Genomic DNA, 18,318 nt, shown 5'->3' on the forward strand with positions numbered 1-18,318 from the left:
TTCGTTTTAACGTAAGGCTTTACATATTGTGGTGGCATCAACTTAACTTCATGACCTAATTTTTGAAGTTCTCTAGCCCAATAATGCGCACTACCGCAAGCTTCCATACCAATTAAACAGGGCGTTAGGTTACTAAAAAATTTAAGTAACTGATTACGCCTAAATGATCGATTCAAAATTGGTTTGCCAGCGCTATTAATGGCGCACACTTGAAATATCGATTTAGCAAGATCAATACCTGCTACTTGAATACATTCCATATTAACCTCCTAAACTGAAGAACTAACTCAGTATAGAAGGGGTGTCCATTTCATTATTTTAATAATGCCCACGCTCGATTTGTCCGACTTATCTACCGCACTCAAAACGTCACATCTTATTAATTATTTTGAAGAAAGGCTACTTATTAACTGAAAACCTTCCTGGCTAAACGCGCATACACGTTATCTAGATTCCTAAAATTATTTTTCGGGTATGGTTATTTTGACTCATCTCGTAACTCATTGATTTTACATTTTTGTAAATCAGACACAATGATAAAGCGTGCCATATTATTGATAGCAATAACGCTAAAGCAAATTGTTAAGAGTTACCTATTTGCTAGTCTGAAATCCTTTCCATTATTGGTAAAAGCAACTGATAAGTAAGATGTTGCGTGGTCTAGCGAAAGTTTATTTCACACGTATTTTGAGCCTAAACTCTTTATTTGGCCAGTAAGAGAACCAAAACAGGCAAGCTAACGTATTAATGGAACAAGATTAATTCACATGAAGGCTATTGATATGTTCTCACTCTTTAAACGTGACACGCTGAAAAAGCTAAATAAAGACTATGACCTAAAACTAGAGGAAGCCTTTTTAGCCCAAAGGAATGGGGATATAAGGGCTTATGCTGAGTTAACGAATGACGCTGAGATGATAAAAAAAGAAATGGAAGTAATAGAAACTTCAACCCCAAAATAATAGGTGGCTTGCTCTAGCTAGACCTACTTCTATAATTTTTAACAACAACCAGCTGCCTAGGTTAATAAGCAACTGGTTGTTGTTAGACTCGTTTAATCAAAAAAGTGGTTACTCAGAAAACACCTTGGCACACTATCATGATAAGGGTCATAGTGAAGATATAGCCTGCTTCTACCAAGATGGCATATTTGCTTTTTTGGCAGAACAAACCGTTAGCTGCTTGCAAGCAAATAAAGGCGAACATGATGAGTAAAATAGTCAATAAGGCATTAGACACAGCGGTTATACCAACTAACCATGCCAGCATAAAGGTTCCACTGGCTTGAAGCGCCATACTTAAAGGCGCTGGTTTGGTGTCTTCATTCATTTCGACACCCACTCCAAGCGCCCATTTTTTGCCGAATAACTTAGGGCTAAACCAAAGCCAACCCAACAAAAAAGATAAAAAGAAACCTAGGATAACGGCTAACCAATTTACACCATCGATCAATTCACCCATGACATCACTCCTTTAAATGATTGCAAAGCATAAAAGCCAATTTTAGACCAAAGCGCGGGGTAAATTGGCTAAGCAACCCAACCAACCTTCATTGTGCTTATCGCAAGCATCTTGCTCTTGGAATTCGCTGTGAATCAATTCAAGCTTGGATTTGTTCTCTGAAACCGACGTAAATAACACAGTAACCATAGTGGCATGCGGGCTTGATTCCCACTGCCAGCTGAATACTAGCTTGTCAGGCTGCGCTATTTCCGTGTATTCACCACCCACAACAAATTGCTCACCCTCTTGGTTTTGCATGACAAAACGGTAACTACCACCCACTTTGAAATCCACTTTTGCTTCCGGCACTGTCATAGCGCCTGGCGCAAACCATTGGCTAATCACTTCAGGTTTAGTCCAAGCATTAAACAAGGCGTCAATTGGCGCATTAAATTCCTGTGAAATTGTTAAGCTATACATTGTTTACTCCTCTGGGGTTTCAATTAAGTTGGCTAAGGTATTCATCCTATTCTGCCAAAAGTTTCGATAGATACTGATCCAATCCAAGGCTCCGGCTAGCTGCTCAGGCACTAAAGACAGGTAGTGGGTTCGTCCTTCCACTTTCCTTTGAACTATCTTGGCCTTCTCTAGCATTTTGATGTGTTTAGAAACGGCCTGAAGAGAGACATCAAATTCTGCTGCTATGTCTGAAACCGGCATTTCACCTGATGTCAGTAAATGCACTATCTTGCGTCGACTTGCATCGGCGAGTGCCATAAAAACTAAATCTAACGGGTCACTTTTCAAATTTGGCAAAGGGTCTATCTCATTTAATATTTTGTTGCTGTGTTTTGCATTTGATTGCTCAAGAATAGAAGCAAGCGTTAAAAGAAGTATAAGCTTAAATATTTTATATTCAACCAAAAGGTTTAATATAAAATCTATCAATTAGAAATGTGTATAAACATCATTAAGTTAGCTTGAAAAATAATGCTTAGATAAGGCTGGATGTAATAGAAAAAAGAAAGATAAAGTCGTAGGTTAGCGCTTAAATTAACCTACGACTTTAAAGAAATGAGTTTAGATAAGTTTCTTTCCTAGATGGCTTACTTGCGCCAACCATTGCGCTTTCTGAGAATCATCAGACATGATAACAGAACCAAATAAACTCGTTTTCACCGGCGATACACCACAAAACTCCAGTGTATATTTGTTTAATTGTCCTAAAACAGGCGCGGCTTGATCTTCTACAAATTCATCAGGCATATCCATGGTTAATAGAATACGGGCCGTTTTACCCTTCATGAGTTGCACAGGATTTGGGTCATCCCCTTCAAATTTAAAGGTCACACCTGGGATAAATGCTCTATCGATAAGGCCTTTCATTTTCGCCGGAAGTCCACCCCACCAAGTGGAAGACACAATGACAATATGGTCAGCCCACATAAGTGACTCTTGAAACTCAACTAAACAAGGCTCTAATGGCTGAATTTCATCATATCCTTGCTCTAGACTTGGATTAAACACCATGTCCGCTAAGTTGAAACGACGTACCTGAGCAATTTCCCTTGCTTCAATTTCATAGGTATCGGCAAGCGAGTGACTTAAACTTTTTTGCTTTTGTGAGGGTTTTGGATTGCCATTTAAAATCAGAACATTTGACATAGTTAGCGTCTCTTATTGAATGAAAAATAAGAGTGTAAAGTCTTCCCCTAGGGGGAGAGTCAAGGGTTACAAGTGAGTCTTTGAAAATCTAAAAAAGAGCTCGATGCCTAAATGCTTTTTTAAGTGTTATTTAAAGTTCTATTTAAAGTACTAGTCAAACTGCTATTAAGAAGCGCTATGCGAGTTTAGCCGCCACTGCCTTGAGGTTAGGTCTTAGTGTTTCATCAAGTTTAAAAGAGCGTGTCTCGCCCGTTAATGGACAGGTAAAATCTAGCGTCACTGCACACAGTTGAAGATTTAGGTCATCAGCATATTGTTGGTTTTTATCGCCATGAAGCCTATCAGCCACAACAGGTAAACCTATGCCTGCAGCATGTAATCTAATCTGATGTTTTCTACCCGAATCAATTTTCACATCGATAAGAGAAAGGTTTGCATCTCTATCATGTTCTAAACAATTAAAGGCACTTTTAGCACTTTTTCCATCAATTTCTTGTGTAATAACTTCTGGTTGATCATGCTCAGTGTGATTGCCATGAACAATAATTTGATAGTGCTTTTCTAATGCGTGCTGCTCAAACATGCCTGATAATGCGCGAGCTGCCGCTTTCGTATGGGCGATAATAATTAAACCTGTCGCCGCTCTATCAAGCCTGTGTACGATAAAAACAGGTCTTTCGGGCGTTAAGTGCGTTTGAGCCCAGCGACTAATGGTGGTGTGATCACTCCACTTTGAACCTTGAGATAACATGCCATAGGGCTTGTACCAAACACTATAGCTTTCTAAATCAGCCACCAGCTTAGCTTCAGGCACGATTTGATCTAACACTTTAGGGTTATAATAAAAGTGTAATTCTTCGCTGGCTTTTAATGGTTTTTTAACTCGCCTTAATCGCTGAACCTGCTTACCACGCCCTATCCATAAAGCCCCTTTAGCAATAGCGCTTTTAATTTCAGCAGCAGATAAATCGCAACTATCACTGAGCAAAGAAAGAATGCTCGATTCTGAATTATCGACTTTAATATGACGTTCGAAAGCTTCCAACTTATCTAATTCCTAATAGAGATGTATAAGTAAACAGGGGAAAAATGCGGGCGCATCTTAACATCAAAGACAATGAAAAACATGATTTATAACATTGTGGCTCCTTCTACTACTTGTCAGTCGCTCACACGGCTTATTTATAAAATCAATGCGTCTGTTATTAGGTGTAATAACGCTTAATAGTATGAGAATCTATCTTGGTTTGACTGGCTTAAATCTATATATCACTCAAACCTCAAATAAACTCAAGATAAAAGGAATTCATCATGTGTACTGACTTTTCAATCAAGGCTAATAACGGCGATATTATCATTGGACGCTCAATGGAATTAGGTATTGAACTTAATTCAGAGTTGTTTTTCCGCTCACCTCATTATGAATATGATCAATGCTTAAGCGAAAATGAGCTAACGGCATTGAAAGCTCAAGAAGGTTTAAAACTAAAAAGCCTTAATGAAATTCCAGCGCCTGAAAACATGCATGCTTGGCAAGGTAAATACGGTTTTATGGCAATGAATGCTTTTCATAGTGACATAGTGGCAGCAAACGGTATGAATACCGAAGGTCTTACGACAGGCACCATGGTACTTGCCCTTAGCCAATACCAAGCTGTACCCAAATTTGATGGTAAACCAGATGGAAAAAATGCGATTTATTACCCGTTTCTTTCCACTTGGATTCTCTCTAACTGCCAAGACTGTCAAGATGTCATTGATGGCTTAACGGTTGATGAGCTCACCCTAGCGCCCAGTTCGACTCTGACACTGGCTTCTCAAAACGCGGCAAAAGATAAATTAATCGTCATTGACCCTTTTGACGAGATAAACCCCGCTTTTAAATTCCATTTTCCTGTTCAAGATGCCAAAGGAAATAGCATAGTGCTTGAATTTGTTGATGGGAAATTACACATTTCTGATATGAAACCGATTGGTGTTTTAACGAATGACCCTGTCATCGCATGGCAACAAGAAAATGTGCTTAAAAACTACGCCTTTATTAACCCTGTTAATTTAGGCCTTCAAGGCAATAATTTTTCTAATCAGTTGATAGGTCAGGGATCAGGGTTTAATGGATTACCTGGAAGTTCAACACCGATTGACCGCTTTGTGCGAGCCTCAATGATGACAAACTATGCTTATCCAGTTGCTGACGGCATTGAAGCGACAAATCTCGCTTTTCATATACTCAACACGGTTGATATTCCCAAAGGTACTAGCCGTGAGTCTCTAGAACCTGAAACAGGAAAAAGTGAGCCGATTAGTGATTACCCGCAATGGATTACCGCATGCGATTTGACCAATCGAATTTTTAACATTCGTATGTATCAATCACCCAGTGTCTATAGCATAGATTTAAACGAATTAGCCAAGAACGAAGGACTATATGCCCTTGATAAAACCCATTATCCACTTCCAGTGGATAAAAAAGTAATTCCTATTACTGATTTAGTTAAAGCAACAATAAAATAATCGTTACAAGCAGCTAATAGATAGCAAATCGATCTAGTTCAACTGGATCGATTTCACATTTTTAACAATTCTATTCAAAAGCTAAAAGCCTCTTACTCGCACTCCTCATTCATTTGCTAATACAGATGGATTGCTGACAAAGTGAGGAAAGTAGTCTTCTTAGTTCTCCAATTTTTTTAATCGTCTATAAGCTGCTGGAGCAATCGAAAAATGTTTTTTAAATACCCGTCCAAATGCCGCTTCAGATTGATATCCCACGCTTTCAGCAACATCAATCATGCTGGTGTTTGCTTCCAATAAACGCTGTTGTGCTAGCTGCATACGCCACTGTGTAATATAGGCGTTTGGGCTAACACCAAGGTAGTTAATAAAACGGTTTAGTAACGCTGTTCTAGAAAGCCCCGCAATACTCGATAATTCAACTAATGCCCATGAATGTTGTGGTGTTTGATGAATGGCTTGCAGCACTTTTCTAATAGCTGGATCTGAAAAGCCAGCAAGAGCAGTCCCTGCATGGCTGTTCGATTCGAGGTAATTCCGTATCAATTGGGTATATATGATCTCAGACATTTTCAAAGCAATCAGATCACTTCCCATATTATCCTGCCCTGCTTCAGCACCAATCACCTTAAGGGTACTTTCCATCCAGTTACCGGCTGCTTCACCATAGTTTTTAACATGAATATAAGATGGTAAAGCGTCGATCAAAGGATGTTTGGCATCTTTGTCGAAAGCAAAGTGACCACATATTAATTGTGTTTCGTGATTTGTACCTTGCTCACCGTAAACGAGTGCCCCTTTTCCAGTAAATCCAGAATCAGCAATGACTTTATCTAACTGTACTGCTTGGTTTTCAGTCGATGGATCACAAAACAAGGTATGAGAAGCCCCTCTTGTGATCAAAATCAAATCACCTTGATCGAGTAACACAGGGTCCTCATCGTGATTAATTCTTACCAAGCAGCGCCCTCTGTGTGCAAAATGGAAACGCGACACATCATCGAATGAGGGTACTTTTACACTCCACGGCGAAGTAAAAGAGGTGCGGAAATATAACGTTCCGCTTAATTTCAACTGAGATAAGATATCGCTCAAAATGTCCATGCAAGTCTCCTTAGTAACTAGCTTTACGATAACAGCATAGAGCCTAAAAAAACTTATTAATGTACTAATGATCAATTTTTAAGCTTTTTTGATCATTAATAATTTTCATAATTCCACTTAAATTAAGTTATTGGTTTTTCTCTATAAACCATAAATTAAATAATATTTGAGGAATTGAAGATGAAAATTAAATATACACCTTTCTTTTTTGCGATGATTTTTGCTTTAAATACGAGTCAAGCAATAGCTAACGACCCAGCAGATTTAAATGATTTAGAAATTGCACACGTTGCATACATCGCTGACAATATTGATATTCGTTATGCACACCTTGCACTGGCAATATCAACGAACCCTGAGATTCATGCTTTTGCAAAAACTATGATTCGAGACCATACCGCAGTCAATGAACAAGCATTAGCCTTGCTCAAAAAACTAAAAGCACAGCCTCAAGATAACTTTTTAAGTAGAGCATTAAACAAAAACGCTGAAAAGCTCATTAATGAGATGAGCCAACTTCGTGGCATTGAGTTTGATAAACGCTATGCTGCAAATGAGCTGGCCTACCATAAAGCAGTTAATGACTTAGTCGAGAATGCTTTTATACCTAATATTGAAAATGCAGAGGTGAAAGCATTATTTGAAGCAGGTTTACAAATTTTTAAAGCACATGAGGGGCATGCAGAGCATATGGTTGGAGCACTTTGATGTTAAGTCGTTTAACAAGACAAGTCACCATGCTATCAACATGCGTATGGATTATGTTCGCTTCACTTACCACTTCCATCTCACATGCAGGAACAGTCCATCAGGTTGAAATTTATCAGTTCAAGTTTGTACCTGATGTAGTTGATATAGAAGTTGGTGATTCAATTGTTTGGACAAATAAAGATATCGTTCCTCACACTGCCACAGCGTTAGATAAGAGCTGGGATACGGGGGAAATTTTAGCAGGAGAAAGTAAATCAGTTTCTTTTCATACTGAAGCAGACCTAGCCTACTATTGCCTCTATCATCCAACAATGAAAGCCAGTGTTCGACTCCTTACCAATTAAGTTTGGTAAGGAGTTCTCAATGCAAAGCTTAAGTTAGCTATCTCTCATTACGTTTATAATTTTGTATACGACCACGTTTTTTCTTAGCCTCATAATTAGCCGCTGCGGTCTCTCGCATTTCTTCGACTAATTCGACTGTAAGAGGTAAAGGCTCTTTTGGTAGTACACCGTCAGCAAAGCCACGTTCTCTGGGCTTTAGCTCATATTGATAAGCACTTGCTTTTGGCATTCGCTTAAATTTATAGAGGTAAAAGTTTTCTACTTTTTCGCTGGCCCATTCTGTCTTTTTTAAGAATTTATGACAGGATTCAATGCTCGGATTGTGGTAAAAACAATCTAGACGCAAAGCCGCATCTAAAACATCCCAGCCATAAAAGTCCACCAGCTCGGTTATCATGGTTTTCAATTTGAGGCCATGTAATGGGTTGTTTTGTTGTTCTTCAATCATGTGTGTTCCAATTACCAAAAAAGTTATTAAGACGCTTGAGCCTTACTTAAGTAAAACCTGACTTAAATAGAGGCATTCACCTTATGTATTTGGCTATTGTAACAAGTATCTTTTCCTTAATCTGACATTAACTCAATTATTTATAAATATCTGAAAAACAGCTATTTTATAAGGTTTTTATGCTTATCTGTCACCATCTTAATTTTGTCAGTATTCACCCAACTTTTTGTCAATTATCAACTTTCTAATTCACCCCTAATTCACCCTTGAGCCATCAAACTCTGGTTTAAAACTAACCTAAAGGTGAAAAATGAAAAACTATCTTATCCCCCTAGTCTGTCTCCCCCTTACTAGCCTCGCTTATGCAGGCCCAGGTGATGACCCGTTTGAGCAGCAAGGCTTCAGTGGCTCTGTTAGCCTTTTTGCTGGATTTAGCAGTGGCAAAAGCAATCTTGATACCGAAACTAAAACCAAGACAGGCAGCTTAAATACCGAAGGCAGCTCTGAGTCTGATGCGTTAGTTTTGCCATTAGGCGAAGTGAGCTACACCTTTGGAACACAAAAAGTATTCTTAGGCATGGGTGAATCTGATGCGGTTGATGCAGCGCTAGAGCTTGGTTACGGCTTTCAATTGGCTGACCAGTCTGCATTGATGTTTTCTTATTTATTACCCGTTCTTGATGGTGAAGCCTGGGCAGACCCTTACCTAGTAAATACAGCAAGAACTGAAACAGATGTCACAACCAATGGTTATCGTCTGCAATACCTAAACATGCTTAACATTGGCATAGATGCAGACCTTGTCTACTACGAGACAGATGTTGATAACGAACTCTCTGGCTCTACTTACTCAACAAGCGCACAATCACTATTAAAGCGTGATGGTGATGGTATTTATGCCAGCCTTTCAACTGGCCTACCTATTAGCCAAACCACTTTTCTTATGCCATCTATCCATCTTGATCAGTTTTCGGCAGATGGTGATGCCATGTCTTACACAGCCTATGGATTTGGCTTAATGTTATTAAACAAGTTTGGCGAACATGCTGTGTCTTTAGGGTATGACTACTCTAGTGCTGAGTATGACAAAACTAACCCTATTTTTAATCAAACCCAAGAAGATACCAGTTCTAGCATTAGCCTTGGCTATAGCAAAGAAAACCTAATGGGTAACCAGAATTTAGAACTAAGAGTGATGGTTAGCTATGATGAAGTCGATTCGAATATCGATTTCTATAATGAAAGTGGTTACATGATTGGCGTTGGCACAAGCTACGCATTTTAATCCGGTCACTTATCAAACAAGTTACTGAGATTGAAATTAGTAGAGGGTGACCTTCCCCACACCCTCTTACTATTTTTATATTGATAAAGAGTCTAAGGAAGATAAAGTGTTGCTAACACGCCCTTCTCTTGGAAATGAATACCAAGTTTCCAATCAAGTTTTTTACAAATTCGCTGGGTAAGCTCTAAACCCAAGCCAAAACCATCTACCGATGGCTCATCAACTTTATCCGTATCATAGTTTTCAATGAGGATACGATTATCTTTAAAGCTAATTTTTATCCAGCCATTGTGAGTATATTGGAAGGCATTTCTAATCAAGTTATTGAGCACTATCATCAAGGGAGATAAAGGCACAAGCTGGCTATCTACTTCGTCAAACTCGGTAATTACCTGTACATCTTCGCCTTGAATCAAATATTTCTGCTCATCAATAAGCTGAGTAAGCAAGTGAGGGAAATCGACCCATGATTCTGTTGGCTTACACTCACTTTGCCTTGCTAACCAAAGCAAGGTTTCTGTAATCAGCTGCATGTTCGCACTCGCCCTTTCTAAACGCATTAAGGGTCTTTTGGCAGGGTCACTGACTTCAATTTTTTCAAAAATTTCTAAGTTGGCTTTAATGATAGCAATTGGTGTTCTTAACTCATGGCTAGCGTGAGCCAAAAAACGCTTCTCTTGATCTATCAATCTAGCGTTATTTTTAAGTGAGCTCACCAAACAATCTGCCACACGATTGAATTCATTAAACTTAAAATTAGGTATGTCTTTTTCGACAAAGTTATTGGATGTCTCTTCCGCCCATGACACAAGATGAGAGGTTTTTTTACCAATAATATTGCTGTAGTACCAAAGGGCTAAAATCGTCAGAATTAAATAGGAGAAAACGACACTTAATACAAAGCTTATCTGACTCACTTGCAGTGCATCAAAATCATCCCCAACTAAAGCAAAGTCATAAAGAGCCACCACGTAAAGCTGTCGTCCATCATGCAATTTATTGGTATAAACCACATAAATTGGCTCAAAATTTTCGCTTTCTAATAAAAGTTCGTTGACAAATACCGCCTCAAATTCACCATCATTTAATTTAAAGCCATCAAATACTTGAATGTTTTCCACCCAAATATCAGGCAGTTCATCAAAGTAAAAACTAATGACATAACTATTTTTGAAAGGTGTACTTGTGTCTTTCTCATATTCTCTGGCGTATCCGTTATATTCTGAGATAAGCCTCAATTTGGCTGATTTCTCAAGGCCCGAGCCGAACGATTCATCCATAAACCAAGCGAAAGCGATAACACTGATAAAAATAATACTGAGGAAAAAATAGCTAATTCTATTTTTTAAAGGAGAGCTTTTGCTGAATTTCATTTACCACCTTTAATACGAAAGCCATGGCCAGCCACAGTTTCAATAATTTTTACCGCATGACCCTTATCAATTTTTTGCCTTAGTTGATAAAACTGCACTTTAAGGTTGTTACTCTCTGGTGTCTCATCTGGCCATAGGGTCTCTTCAATTTCTTTACGGCTGACTATCTCTGGTCTTTTCCTTAATAGGAGTTCAAGCAGTTTTAAATTGATTCGAGTAAGATTAATCGCTTCACCGGCACGCGTAACCTGACTTGCTTCTAAGTCATATTCTAAATCTTCAACAAAGAGTTTTCGCGACTGGCTACTTTTGCGTTTCGCTAAGGCTTTAATCCGCATGGCAAGCTCTTTCATTGCAAAAGGCTTAACCAAATAATCATCTGTACCCGCTTCAAAACCTGCTTCTTTATCATCTAGGGTATCTTTGGCAGTTAACATGAGAATAGGTGTATCTTTACCTTCACTACGTAAATTATGACAAACGGTTAAGCCATTAATTCGAGGCAAATTAATATCTAAAAGGATCACATCATAATTTTTTTGTTTGGCAAGGTTTAAACCCGTTTCGCCATTATAGGCATGGTCACAATGGATTTTTTCAAAACTAAGATAATCGGCAACAGATAAAGCAAGATCTTTGTCATCTTCTACCAAAAGAACATCTATCATAAAGTTTAAACTAGCCTCCTAGACTGGCTTTTGATGGTGCACTCTTCCTTTAATTTAAGGCAAAGAATGCAATGTTTTCTAATTAACCTAGCCTTGGATACGCGCCATTCATCCTAGATATCGCTCAGGACTGCTCCAAACATTAGCATCTTATAATATTAAAAGCAGAGCAAAAACCATAATACTGGGCTATCTAGGTAATAAAACTGGGAGCTACACGCAAACCAAAAAAATTCTGAAAATGCCATAAAACCGACTGAAACCAGCATAAACAGGCAAAATATCACCGTCTCTTTTGCGCTTATCAAACGTTTTAACATACACACCTCAATGCAATTTCTTTATTTATAACGGGCGCTGAGTGAATTGATGGTGAATTGAAAGCAAAAATATAATGAAACTATCAATATAAAGAACAAGATATTTACCTTAAAGCCTGTATAATTCGCGGCTCATTTTCTTATTAGTAAGCCTAATTGCCTTAATGCAGCCATGGCTTTAACCGCTTTTTCAGCTGGAATATTCCCTTGATATCTACCGCAAACATCACAATGCAATTTGGCCCTGAGCCTCTTTTTGAAAACATCTCTGCCAAGTTTGGCAACGGCAATCGTTATGGGTTAATTGGCGCAAATGGCTGCGGTAAATCTACCTTTATGAAGATATTAAGTGGCGAACTAACGCCAACGTCGGGGAATGTGTCAATCACACCGGGTCAGAAACTGGGTACTTTGAGCCAGGATCAATTTGCATTTGAACAGTACAGCGTAATCGATACTGTTATCATGGGTGACGCTCAGCTCTGGCAAATCAAACAAGAAAGGGAACGCATCTATTCACTACCAGAAATGAGTGAAGAAGATGGTATGAAAGTAGGTGAATTAGAAAGTGAGTTTGCTGAATTAGATGGTTATACCGCTGAAAGCCGCGCAGGTGAAATACTCATCGAGGCAGGTATTGAAGAAGAGTTTCACTTCGGCTCTATGCAACAAGTTGCTCCGGGTAGAAAACTAAGGGTGTTACTTGCCCAGGCCCTTTTCTCAAACCCTGATATTTTATTGTTGGATGAACCGACTAACAACTTAGACATCCATACTATTAACTGGTTAGGCAAAGAGCTTAATAAACGTAAATGCACCATGATTATCATTTCCCATGATAGACATTTCTTAAACACTGTCTGCACCCATATGGCCGATATAGATTATGGTGAGCTGCGTATTTACCCTGGCAATTACGAATATTACCTTGAAGCCTCTGCATTAATACAAGAGCAATTACTAGCAGGTAATGCAAAGAAAAGCGCTGAAATTGAAGAGCTACAAGGCTTTGTTAACCGTTTTGGAGCCAATGCTTCTAAAGCAAAACAAGCGAGCTCTCGTGCCAAAAAGCTAGATAAAATAAAGCTAGACGAGGTGAAATCATCTAGTCGTATGACGCCGTCATTAAGCTTTGAGGAAGGTAAGAAAATGCATCGCCAAGCGCTTATTCTAGAAGAGTTAGGCCATGGCTTTGATGGAGAAACCTTATTTAAAGGCGGAGACCTCATTCTTGAAGCTGGGGCTAAACTTGCTGTCATTGGTGAAAACGGTGTAGGTAAATCAACACTACTTCGCTGCTTAGTTAATGAACTTGAGCATAATGAAGGGGCTATCAAGTGGTCAGAAAATGCCTCTATTGGCTATTGCCCGCAAGATAGTAGCGCAGATTTTGATAACGACTTAAATCTCTTTGATTGGATGTCACAGTGGCGTACCATCAAGCACAATGACCTTATGGTTCGTGGCTTATTAGGTCGTTTACTCTTTACAGATGATGATATCAACAAAAAAGCGCGTAATTGCTCAGGTGGGGAAAAGAACCGTCTTTTGTTTGGTAAATTAATGATGATGGACATCAATGTCATGATTATGGATGAGCCAACAAACCATATGGATATAGAAGCTATTGATGCTCTAAACAATGCCCTTAAGGACTACCAAGGCACATTAATATTCGTAAGCCATGATAGAGAATTTGTCTCTTCTCTTGCGACTCGAATTATTGATGTACAAGATCAAAAACTCATAAACTTCCACGGAACATTTGATGAGTATATGGCGAATAAAGAATTAGAAGAAGCAAAAAAAACCGCATAACAGAATAGGAAACCTTCCTATTATTTATAAGAAAGCTTATTTATTAAAGTAAGCTTTCTTTAAACATTGCTTTTTCTAAAAGCACGATTCATATACGCACAAAGAATATTATACATAATCAATTTAAATATCTAAAAAGAGTTTCTAAAAGAAAAAAGTAATTCAATTCCATGCTTTTCTTAAATAACCATCCCCTTTCAACTCATAATTTATTTTAACGGCTTTCTTTTCTGGTTCAGAGAATGTGGAGTTTTCATCTATGCAAACAAACTTTACACTGACAAAAGCCTTATAATAAGCAGAATTTATACATAAATTTAATTCATATATTTCAATAACTTGCATAGTTATAAATTTATTTTTATGACGTTACTTTGATTATTAGGCATTAATATAAGTTAACGAAGGTTACATATTTCATCTTGAATCAAGGCCCTTAGATTTTATTATTCCTCCAATATTAGAAGAATCTTATCAAGATACATCTAAAGTTAAAGATGATTAAAACCTATCCAGAAGACCCCTAGGAAAGAGTATGAATTTCAACAGCCTTCGATTAATTTCGATTAAAGCACGTCTTATTGGACTGCTTACCTGCGTGTTTCTAAGCATTCTATTAATTCTATTTTTAGCCCTGAAATCCAACAAAGAAGGCATGCAGCATGAAAGGTTTTTAAAGACTCAAAATGTTGTTGAAGTTGCCCATGATGTGATTAAATATTTTCACGGCTTAGCTGAATCAGGAGAGTTATCAAAAGAAGAGGCCCAAAAATTAGCAAAAAGTACCATCCACGATATGCGCTATAGTGGTGTTGAGTACTTCTTCATGCAAGATTATTCAGTATCCATCATAATGCACCCTATTGTGCCTGACTTAATTGGCAAGAATTTATCAGAAACCACAGATGCCAATGGCAAGCGTATCTTCTTCGATATTGGCCAAATCGTCAAAACACAAGGTGAAGGCTTTATTGAATATGTTTGGCCTAAACCAGGAAGTGATGAGGCCGTCCCTAAAGTTGCCTATGTTAAAGGTTTTGACAGCTGGGGATGGATTGTAGGCTCTGGCGTATATTTAGATGACCTAGATGCTCAATTTTATGATGCCGCTAAATTCTTTGTTTTGGTTTGTCTGATACTCGTTATTGCAACGCTAATCCTGTCTTACTTCATCTTAAAATCTATTGTGTCTCCGTTAACTCAGATCGAAAACACCATGATAGGTATCGCAGATGGAGATGGTGATTTAACCATAAGCTTACCAGAGGATGGCAATGATCAAATCACCTCTATCGCAAGGGCTTACAACCGTTTCACCAAACGCCTATCAGAAACACTCACCCATGCAACTAGCCTATTTGTGAAAGTAGATGATAAAAGCTGTGATCTTAAACAGAGTGCTCAAAACGCATTAAGCGTTGCTGAAGAAAGAGCAAAGGTTTTCCAAGATATTAGTGACATGATAGGACAAATTAAAGAAACGGAAACCGATGTTAAACAGCACACTTCTGCCTCTTTATCGCTTGCTAATGACGCAAAAGGTAAAGCTCAGGAAAGTCGTAGCTCAATCGAAAGTACCATGAAAACCACTCAGCAGTTATCTGATGAATTGGAAATAAGCGTAAAGTCTGTTGTGCAACTTGAAAGCGAATCGCAAAACATTGGCGCGGTACTTGATGTTATTAGCGGTATTGCCGAACAAACAAACTTGCTCGCCCTAAACGCCGCTATCGAGGCTGCACGTGCAGGTGAGCATGGTCGAGGGTTTGCTGTGGTCGCTGATGAAGTACGTGGACTAGCAAGTAGAACGCAGTCTTCAACTGAAGAAATCCAAGCCATGATAAATAAACTGCAACAAGGCGCAAGTGAAGCAGAATCTCGTATAACTTCAGGCCATGAAAAATTTAAGCTGGCAGCAGATGAGATCTCGTCAACGGCTGAAGCTTTGTACAGCATTATTACCTCTGTCGATGATATTTCAAAAGCTGGTGATTTGATTTCTACCTCGGTCGCATCTCAAAGCCATTCTATCGAGCAATTAAGTGATATGAATGAAAGAGTTGCCTCTCTATCGCAAACTGCCACGTCTCAGAATCAGTCTAACATGCACCATTGTGAAGATTTAGTGAGTTTTGCGGACAAGGCGAAAGAAGTTATTTCAACATTCAAATTGAATAAATAGTGATTCTCACACTTTGAATGAGAGCCCAGAGCCATAAAAAACAAAGGAGATAAAGCCAAGCTTTACCTCCTTTATTTTTGCCTTAAAGATTACGATAGAGCGAACACTTTTAACTTTTGACTTTCTCTTCTGACCTTTTACTTTGAAAGTACTGTGCTCTTAATAAATGCCTTTAGGGCTTTCTTATTCCCATGAAATTTATCTTGATCAACACCCCCTTCAATACCTGAAATACTTCCAGAATCCGTGTATTGCCATATTTGCCAGCCTGAAGCTTGCCAAGGTTTAGGCAACTCCCCCACTTCATTGCTATAGTCAGCAATCCAAAGGGGATAAGCACTTAAGCTTTCATCAGTGAGATAAGTTTGTGCAAAATTCAAATCAGAGTAAATCATAGGACGACGTTGAGTTGCTTTTTCAACCTCCTCTAACCAAGTCAGCAAACCTTGAACAATTGTTTTTGCATCAAGTCCATTCGAAACTTCGATGTCAATAATTGGCGGTAAGTCACGTTCTTGTAACCCCTTAACTGTATTTAAATAGTTTTGAGCTTGTTGCTGTGCACTCTCATTCGGATAAAAATAATGATAAGCCCCTCTAATCATCTCCCGTTCTTTCATGCCATTCCAATTCGCACTAAAGTCTGGATCAATAAATCCTGTGCCTCCGGTTGCTTTTGCTATCGAGAAATCATACTCAGATCGATTAATATTATTCCATTGAATTGTTCCTTGATAATGGGACACATCAAAACCTCTAGTAACATCAGAACCTGGCAACGACGGTCTCAAATTTAGCCAAGAAACAACAATTAGAGCGACTAAGGCGAATACATTTAAAGCAACTAAGTGATGCGTTTTCATACCATTCTCATTCAAAAATTAAAGACTTAATGTATGAATAATGAGATGACAACACTTGTAAAAATATGGGGAAAATACGGAATTAAAAACTTTAGGGGTCTGTTATTTAGTTGAGTGCATCATAAATCTAGATGTTTTTGTATTGAATTAGCATAATTAGAAATAGGGATAATAGAGCAAGTTGATTCACCCGCTTGATGAGAATAAATCAGAGTTATCTTTGCATTAGATTTCTCTGATACAGTTTTCAACTAAATGTATACGATCATCAATCAACTTTCGTTCGGCGATAAGTTTTGCCTTAACCTCTTGCAAAAAAAGTTTAATACGATGCCAATCGACGCCATTTTCGTTATAGACGATTACATTTTTCAAGCTCGCAAGTGTGACACCTAAACGTTTTGATTCAGCAATCAAGTTTAGGATTTCAATATCAGCTTTAGAGTAAATACGATAACTGCCTGAGCGAGCAGGTACTCTAATCAAGCCTTTTTCTTCGTATAAACGAATTGCTTTAACACTTAACCCCGTTAATTTTGATGCTTCACCGATATACATTGAGCGCAGACCCTTTTACATCATGCTTGATCATAAGCGGCTAAAATATGCACACTCGCTACAGACTTATCAAAATAGTCATTTTTAACCAATAAATACGCTGGATCATTAAAGAAACCCTCTTTATTTTCTGCCGAAGGAAAATTTAAGGTAAAAACACGATTAACCTCTTCATTTTGCTCTGCTTTTAATACATCTGAGACCTTAAAGTCATAACAGAATCGACCACCATATTGGTTTAATATTGGCGCCATTGCATCCCGATAAGACTGATAAACCTCGTCATTAGAGACATTTAAAGCAACTAATATTTCGTGTGACATCTAACTACTCCAAGTTCATTTTTTAATCAGGGCTAATTTTCGACTTCAAGCTCAATATGCGTACATGCTTTCTTACATTGGATATAAGCCTGTCCCTCTTTGTTTTTAGGGACTAAAAAAAGAGGTTGTTTGCATACTTCACAGGCAACACTTTTGCCAGCCAATACTTTTTTTATCAGGTTTTTCTGTTTATGGAAGGAATTACTGGTTTCTTTATTTACAGGGGAAAAATCTATTTTATTCATAAGGCTGTTTTCTTCATGTCAGCTAATAATGACTAGCTTGTCTCACGGCTAAAAAAAGAACGATTAGCACTCGCTAGTGTGACTAGGGAACCTGCGATTAAGTCACCTCTTCTTAGTCTGCTCTTCTAAGGTATATAGGAAAAAGTATCACACAAGGCGTTACTTTGACGTAATGTAGGTACCTTTCGAGAAGTGACAACACAGGGTGTTACTTTTTCTGAAATGCCGTTTAGGTATTCTTCAAAGACCCGAAGGGCGTGGTCTAAAAGACCTATCTCTATGTTGAGGACCTTATCAATAGAATAACTATTAAGTTACGCACCTCGCCATAAATCTAGCGGCTTTTATCCACACGCTGAGGCGGGTGGACTTATTCGCAGGCTCTCTAGATTTATGGGGACATTATTAAAAGAATCAATACTTAAGAAAGGACTTACATAGATAAATAGTATTG

Annotated in this window: 21 protein-coding genes; 7 read left to right on the forward strand and 14 right to left on the reverse strand. The window is 38.3% G+C overall.

Annotation, left to right across the window (positions count from 1 at the left end):
• The coding region (locus tag OA91_RS10175) for an IS110 family transposase (protein WP_157203820.1) at positions 1-260 on the reverse strand (260 nt) is incomplete at its 3' end.
• Positions 261-767: 507 nt separating this feature from the next.
• On the opposite strand from OA91_RS10175, the gene OA91_RS10180 reads away from it, so the two are divergent.
• Positions 768-962, forward strand: a complete 195-nt coding sequence (locus OA91_RS10180) for a DUF6435 family protein (protein WP_331709778.1) — start codon at positions 768-770, stop codon at positions 960-962.
• A 112-nt stretch (positions 963-1,074) separates the two neighbouring features.
• Here OA91_RS10180 and OA91_RS10185 read toward each other — a convergent pair whose 3' ends face one another.
• The 5 genes from OA91_RS10185 to OA91_RS10205 all read right to left on the reverse strand — a co-directional run bounded on the left by OA91_RS10185 (position 1,075) and on the right by OA91_RS10205 (position 4,153).
• A complete protein-coding gene (locus OA91_RS10185) occupies positions 1,075-1,461 on the reverse strand; it encodes a DUF1761 domain-containing protein (protein WP_063338131.1) in 387 nt (128 codons plus the stop codon).
• 42 nt (positions 1,462-1,503) lie between these two features.
• Complete coding sequence (locus tag OA91_RS10190) at positions 1,504-1,923, reverse strand: SRPBCC family protein (RefSeq protein WP_063338132.1); 420 nt, start codon at positions 1,921-1,923, stop codon at positions 1,504-1,506.
• 3 nt (positions 1,924-1,926) lie between these two features.
• Positions 1,927-2,259, reverse strand: coding sequence for an ArsR/SmtB family transcription factor (locus OA91_RS10195; RefSeq protein WP_231870347.1), 333 nt, complete (start codon positions 2,257-2,259; stop codon positions 1,927-1,929).
• 264 nt (positions 2,260-2,523) lie between these two features.
• Positions 2,524-3,108, reverse strand: coding sequence for an NAD(P)H-dependent oxidoreductase (locus OA91_RS10200; RefSeq protein WP_063338133.1), 585 nt, complete (start codon positions 3,106-3,108; stop codon positions 2,524-2,526).
• 175 nt (positions 3,109-3,283) lie between these two features.
• Positions 3,284-4,153 (reverse strand): RluA family pseudouridine synthase, encoded by an 870-nt coding sequence (locus OA91_RS10205; RefSeq protein ID WP_063338134.1) that lies wholly within the window; start codon positions 4,151-4,153, stop codon positions 3,284-3,286.
• A gap of 266 nt (positions 4,154-4,419) precedes the next feature.
• Between OA91_RS10205 and OA91_RS10210 the strand changes: the two genes are divergently transcribed.
• The gene (locus OA91_RS10210; RefSeq protein ID WP_063338135.1) at positions 4,420-5,622 is read left to right on the forward strand and encodes a linear amide C-N hydrolase; all 1,203 of its coding nucleotides are present in this window, start codon (positions 4,420-4,422) and stop codon (positions 5,620-5,622) included.
• Between the two features lie 159 nt (positions 5,623-5,781).
• Here OA91_RS10210 and OA91_RS10215 read toward each other — a convergent pair whose 3' ends face one another.
• On the reverse strand, positions 5,782-6,726 hold the full coding sequence (locus OA91_RS10215; protein ID WP_063338136.1) for an AraC family transcriptional regulator: 945 nt from the start codon (positions 6,724-6,726) through the stop codon (positions 5,782-5,784).
• A gap of 180 nt (positions 6,727-6,906) precedes the next feature.
• Here OA91_RS10215 and OA91_RS10220 point away from each other — a divergent pair, with 180 nt between their 5' ends.
• Positions 6,907-7,434, forward strand: coding sequence for a DUF4142 domain-containing protein (locus OA91_RS10220; RefSeq protein ID WP_063338137.1), 528 nt, complete (start codon positions 6,907-6,909; stop codon positions 7,432-7,434).
• Complete coding sequence (locus tag OA91_RS10225) at positions 7,434-7,781, forward strand: plastocyanin/azurin family copper-binding protein (RefSeq protein ID WP_063338138.1); 348 nt, start codon at positions 7,434-7,436, stop codon at positions 7,779-7,781. The genes OA91_RS10220 and OA91_RS10225 overlap by 1 nt, the downstream gene beginning before the upstream one ends.
• Before the next feature lie 37 nt (positions 7,782-7,818).
• Here the strand turns inward: OA91_RS10225 and OA91_RS10230 are convergent, their stop codons facing one another.
• On the reverse strand, positions 7,819-8,229 hold the full coding sequence (locus OA91_RS10230) for a VF530 family DNA-binding protein (RefSeq protein WP_063338139.1): 411 nt from the start codon (positions 8,227-8,229) through the stop codon (positions 7,819-7,821).
• Between the two features lie 310 nt (positions 8,230-8,539).
• Here OA91_RS10230 and OA91_RS10235 point away from each other — a divergent pair, with 310 nt between their 5' ends.
• The gene (locus OA91_RS10235) at positions 8,540-9,514 is read left to right on the forward strand and encodes a DUF2860 family protein (RefSeq protein WP_046015042.1); all 975 of its coding nucleotides are present in this window, start codon (positions 8,540-8,542) and stop codon (positions 9,512-9,514) included.
• Positions 9,515-9,606: 92 nt separating this feature from the next.
• Here the strand turns inward: OA91_RS10235 and OA91_RS10240 are convergent, their stop codons facing one another.
• Both OA91_RS10240 and OA91_RS10245 read right to left on the reverse strand, forming a co-directional pair.
• A complete protein-coding gene (locus OA91_RS10240; protein WP_063338140.1) occupies positions 9,607-10,887 on the reverse strand; it encodes a sensor histidine kinase in 1,281 nt (426 codons plus the stop codon).
• Positions 10,884-11,555: a response regulator transcription factor gene (locus OA91_RS10245; protein WP_046015040.1), complete on the reverse strand. Its 672-nt coding sequence runs from the start codon at positions 11,553-11,555 to the stop codon at positions 10,884-10,886. The genes OA91_RS10240 and OA91_RS10245 overlap by 4 nt, the downstream gene beginning before the upstream one ends.
• A gap of 527 nt (positions 11,556-12,082) precedes the next feature.
• Between OA91_RS10245 and OA91_RS10250 the strand changes: the two genes are divergently transcribed.
• Both OA91_RS10250 and OA91_RS10260 read left to right on the forward strand, forming a co-directional pair.
• The gene (locus OA91_RS10250) at positions 12,083-13,693 is read left to right on the forward strand and encodes an ABC-F family ATPase (RefSeq protein WP_063338141.1); all 1,611 of its coding nucleotides are present in this window, start codon (positions 12,083-12,085) and stop codon (positions 13,691-13,693) included.
• 535 nt (positions 13,694-14,228) lie between these two features.
• Positions 14,229-15,875 carry a methyl-accepting chemotaxis protein gene (locus OA91_RS10260; RefSeq protein WP_063338143.1) on the forward strand — a complete coding sequence of 549 codons (1,647 nt, stop codon included), beginning with the start codon at positions 14,229-14,231 and terminating at the stop codon, positions 15,873-15,875.
• A 137-nt stretch (positions 15,876-16,012) separates the two neighbouring features.
• Here the strand turns inward: OA91_RS10260 and OA91_RS10265 are convergent, their stop codons facing one another.
• The 4 genes from OA91_RS10265 to OA91_RS10280 all read right to left on the reverse strand — a co-directional run bounded on the left by OA91_RS10265 (position 16,013) and on the right by OA91_RS10280 (position 17,864).
• Positions 16,013-16,738, reverse strand: coding sequence for a glycoside hydrolase family 25 protein (locus OA91_RS10265; RefSeq protein ID WP_063338144.1), 726 nt, complete (start codon positions 16,736-16,738; stop codon positions 16,013-16,015).
• 225 nt (positions 16,739-16,963) lie between these two features.
• Positions 16,964-17,296, reverse strand: coding sequence for a MerR family transcriptional regulator (locus OA91_RS10270; protein WP_063338145.1), 333 nt, complete (start codon positions 17,294-17,296; stop codon positions 16,964-16,966).
• A gap of 20 nt (positions 17,297-17,316) precedes the next feature.
• Positions 17,317-17,619, reverse strand: coding sequence for a DUF1330 domain-containing protein (locus tag OA91_RS10275; RefSeq protein WP_063338146.1), 303 nt, complete (start codon positions 17,617-17,619; stop codon positions 17,317-17,319).
• 32 nt (positions 17,620-17,651) lie between these two features.
• Positions 17,652-17,864, reverse strand: a complete 213-nt coding sequence (locus OA91_RS10280) for a hypothetical protein (RefSeq protein WP_063338147.1) — start codon at positions 17,862-17,864, stop codon at positions 17,652-17,654.
• Between the last annotated feature and the right edge of the window lie 454 nt (positions 17,865-18,318).

Origin of the sequence: Marinomonas sp. SBI8L, assembly GCF_001624705.1 — a bacterium.
GTDB lineage: Bacteria > Pseudomonadota > Gammaproteobacteria > Pseudomonadales > Marinomonadaceae > Marinomonas.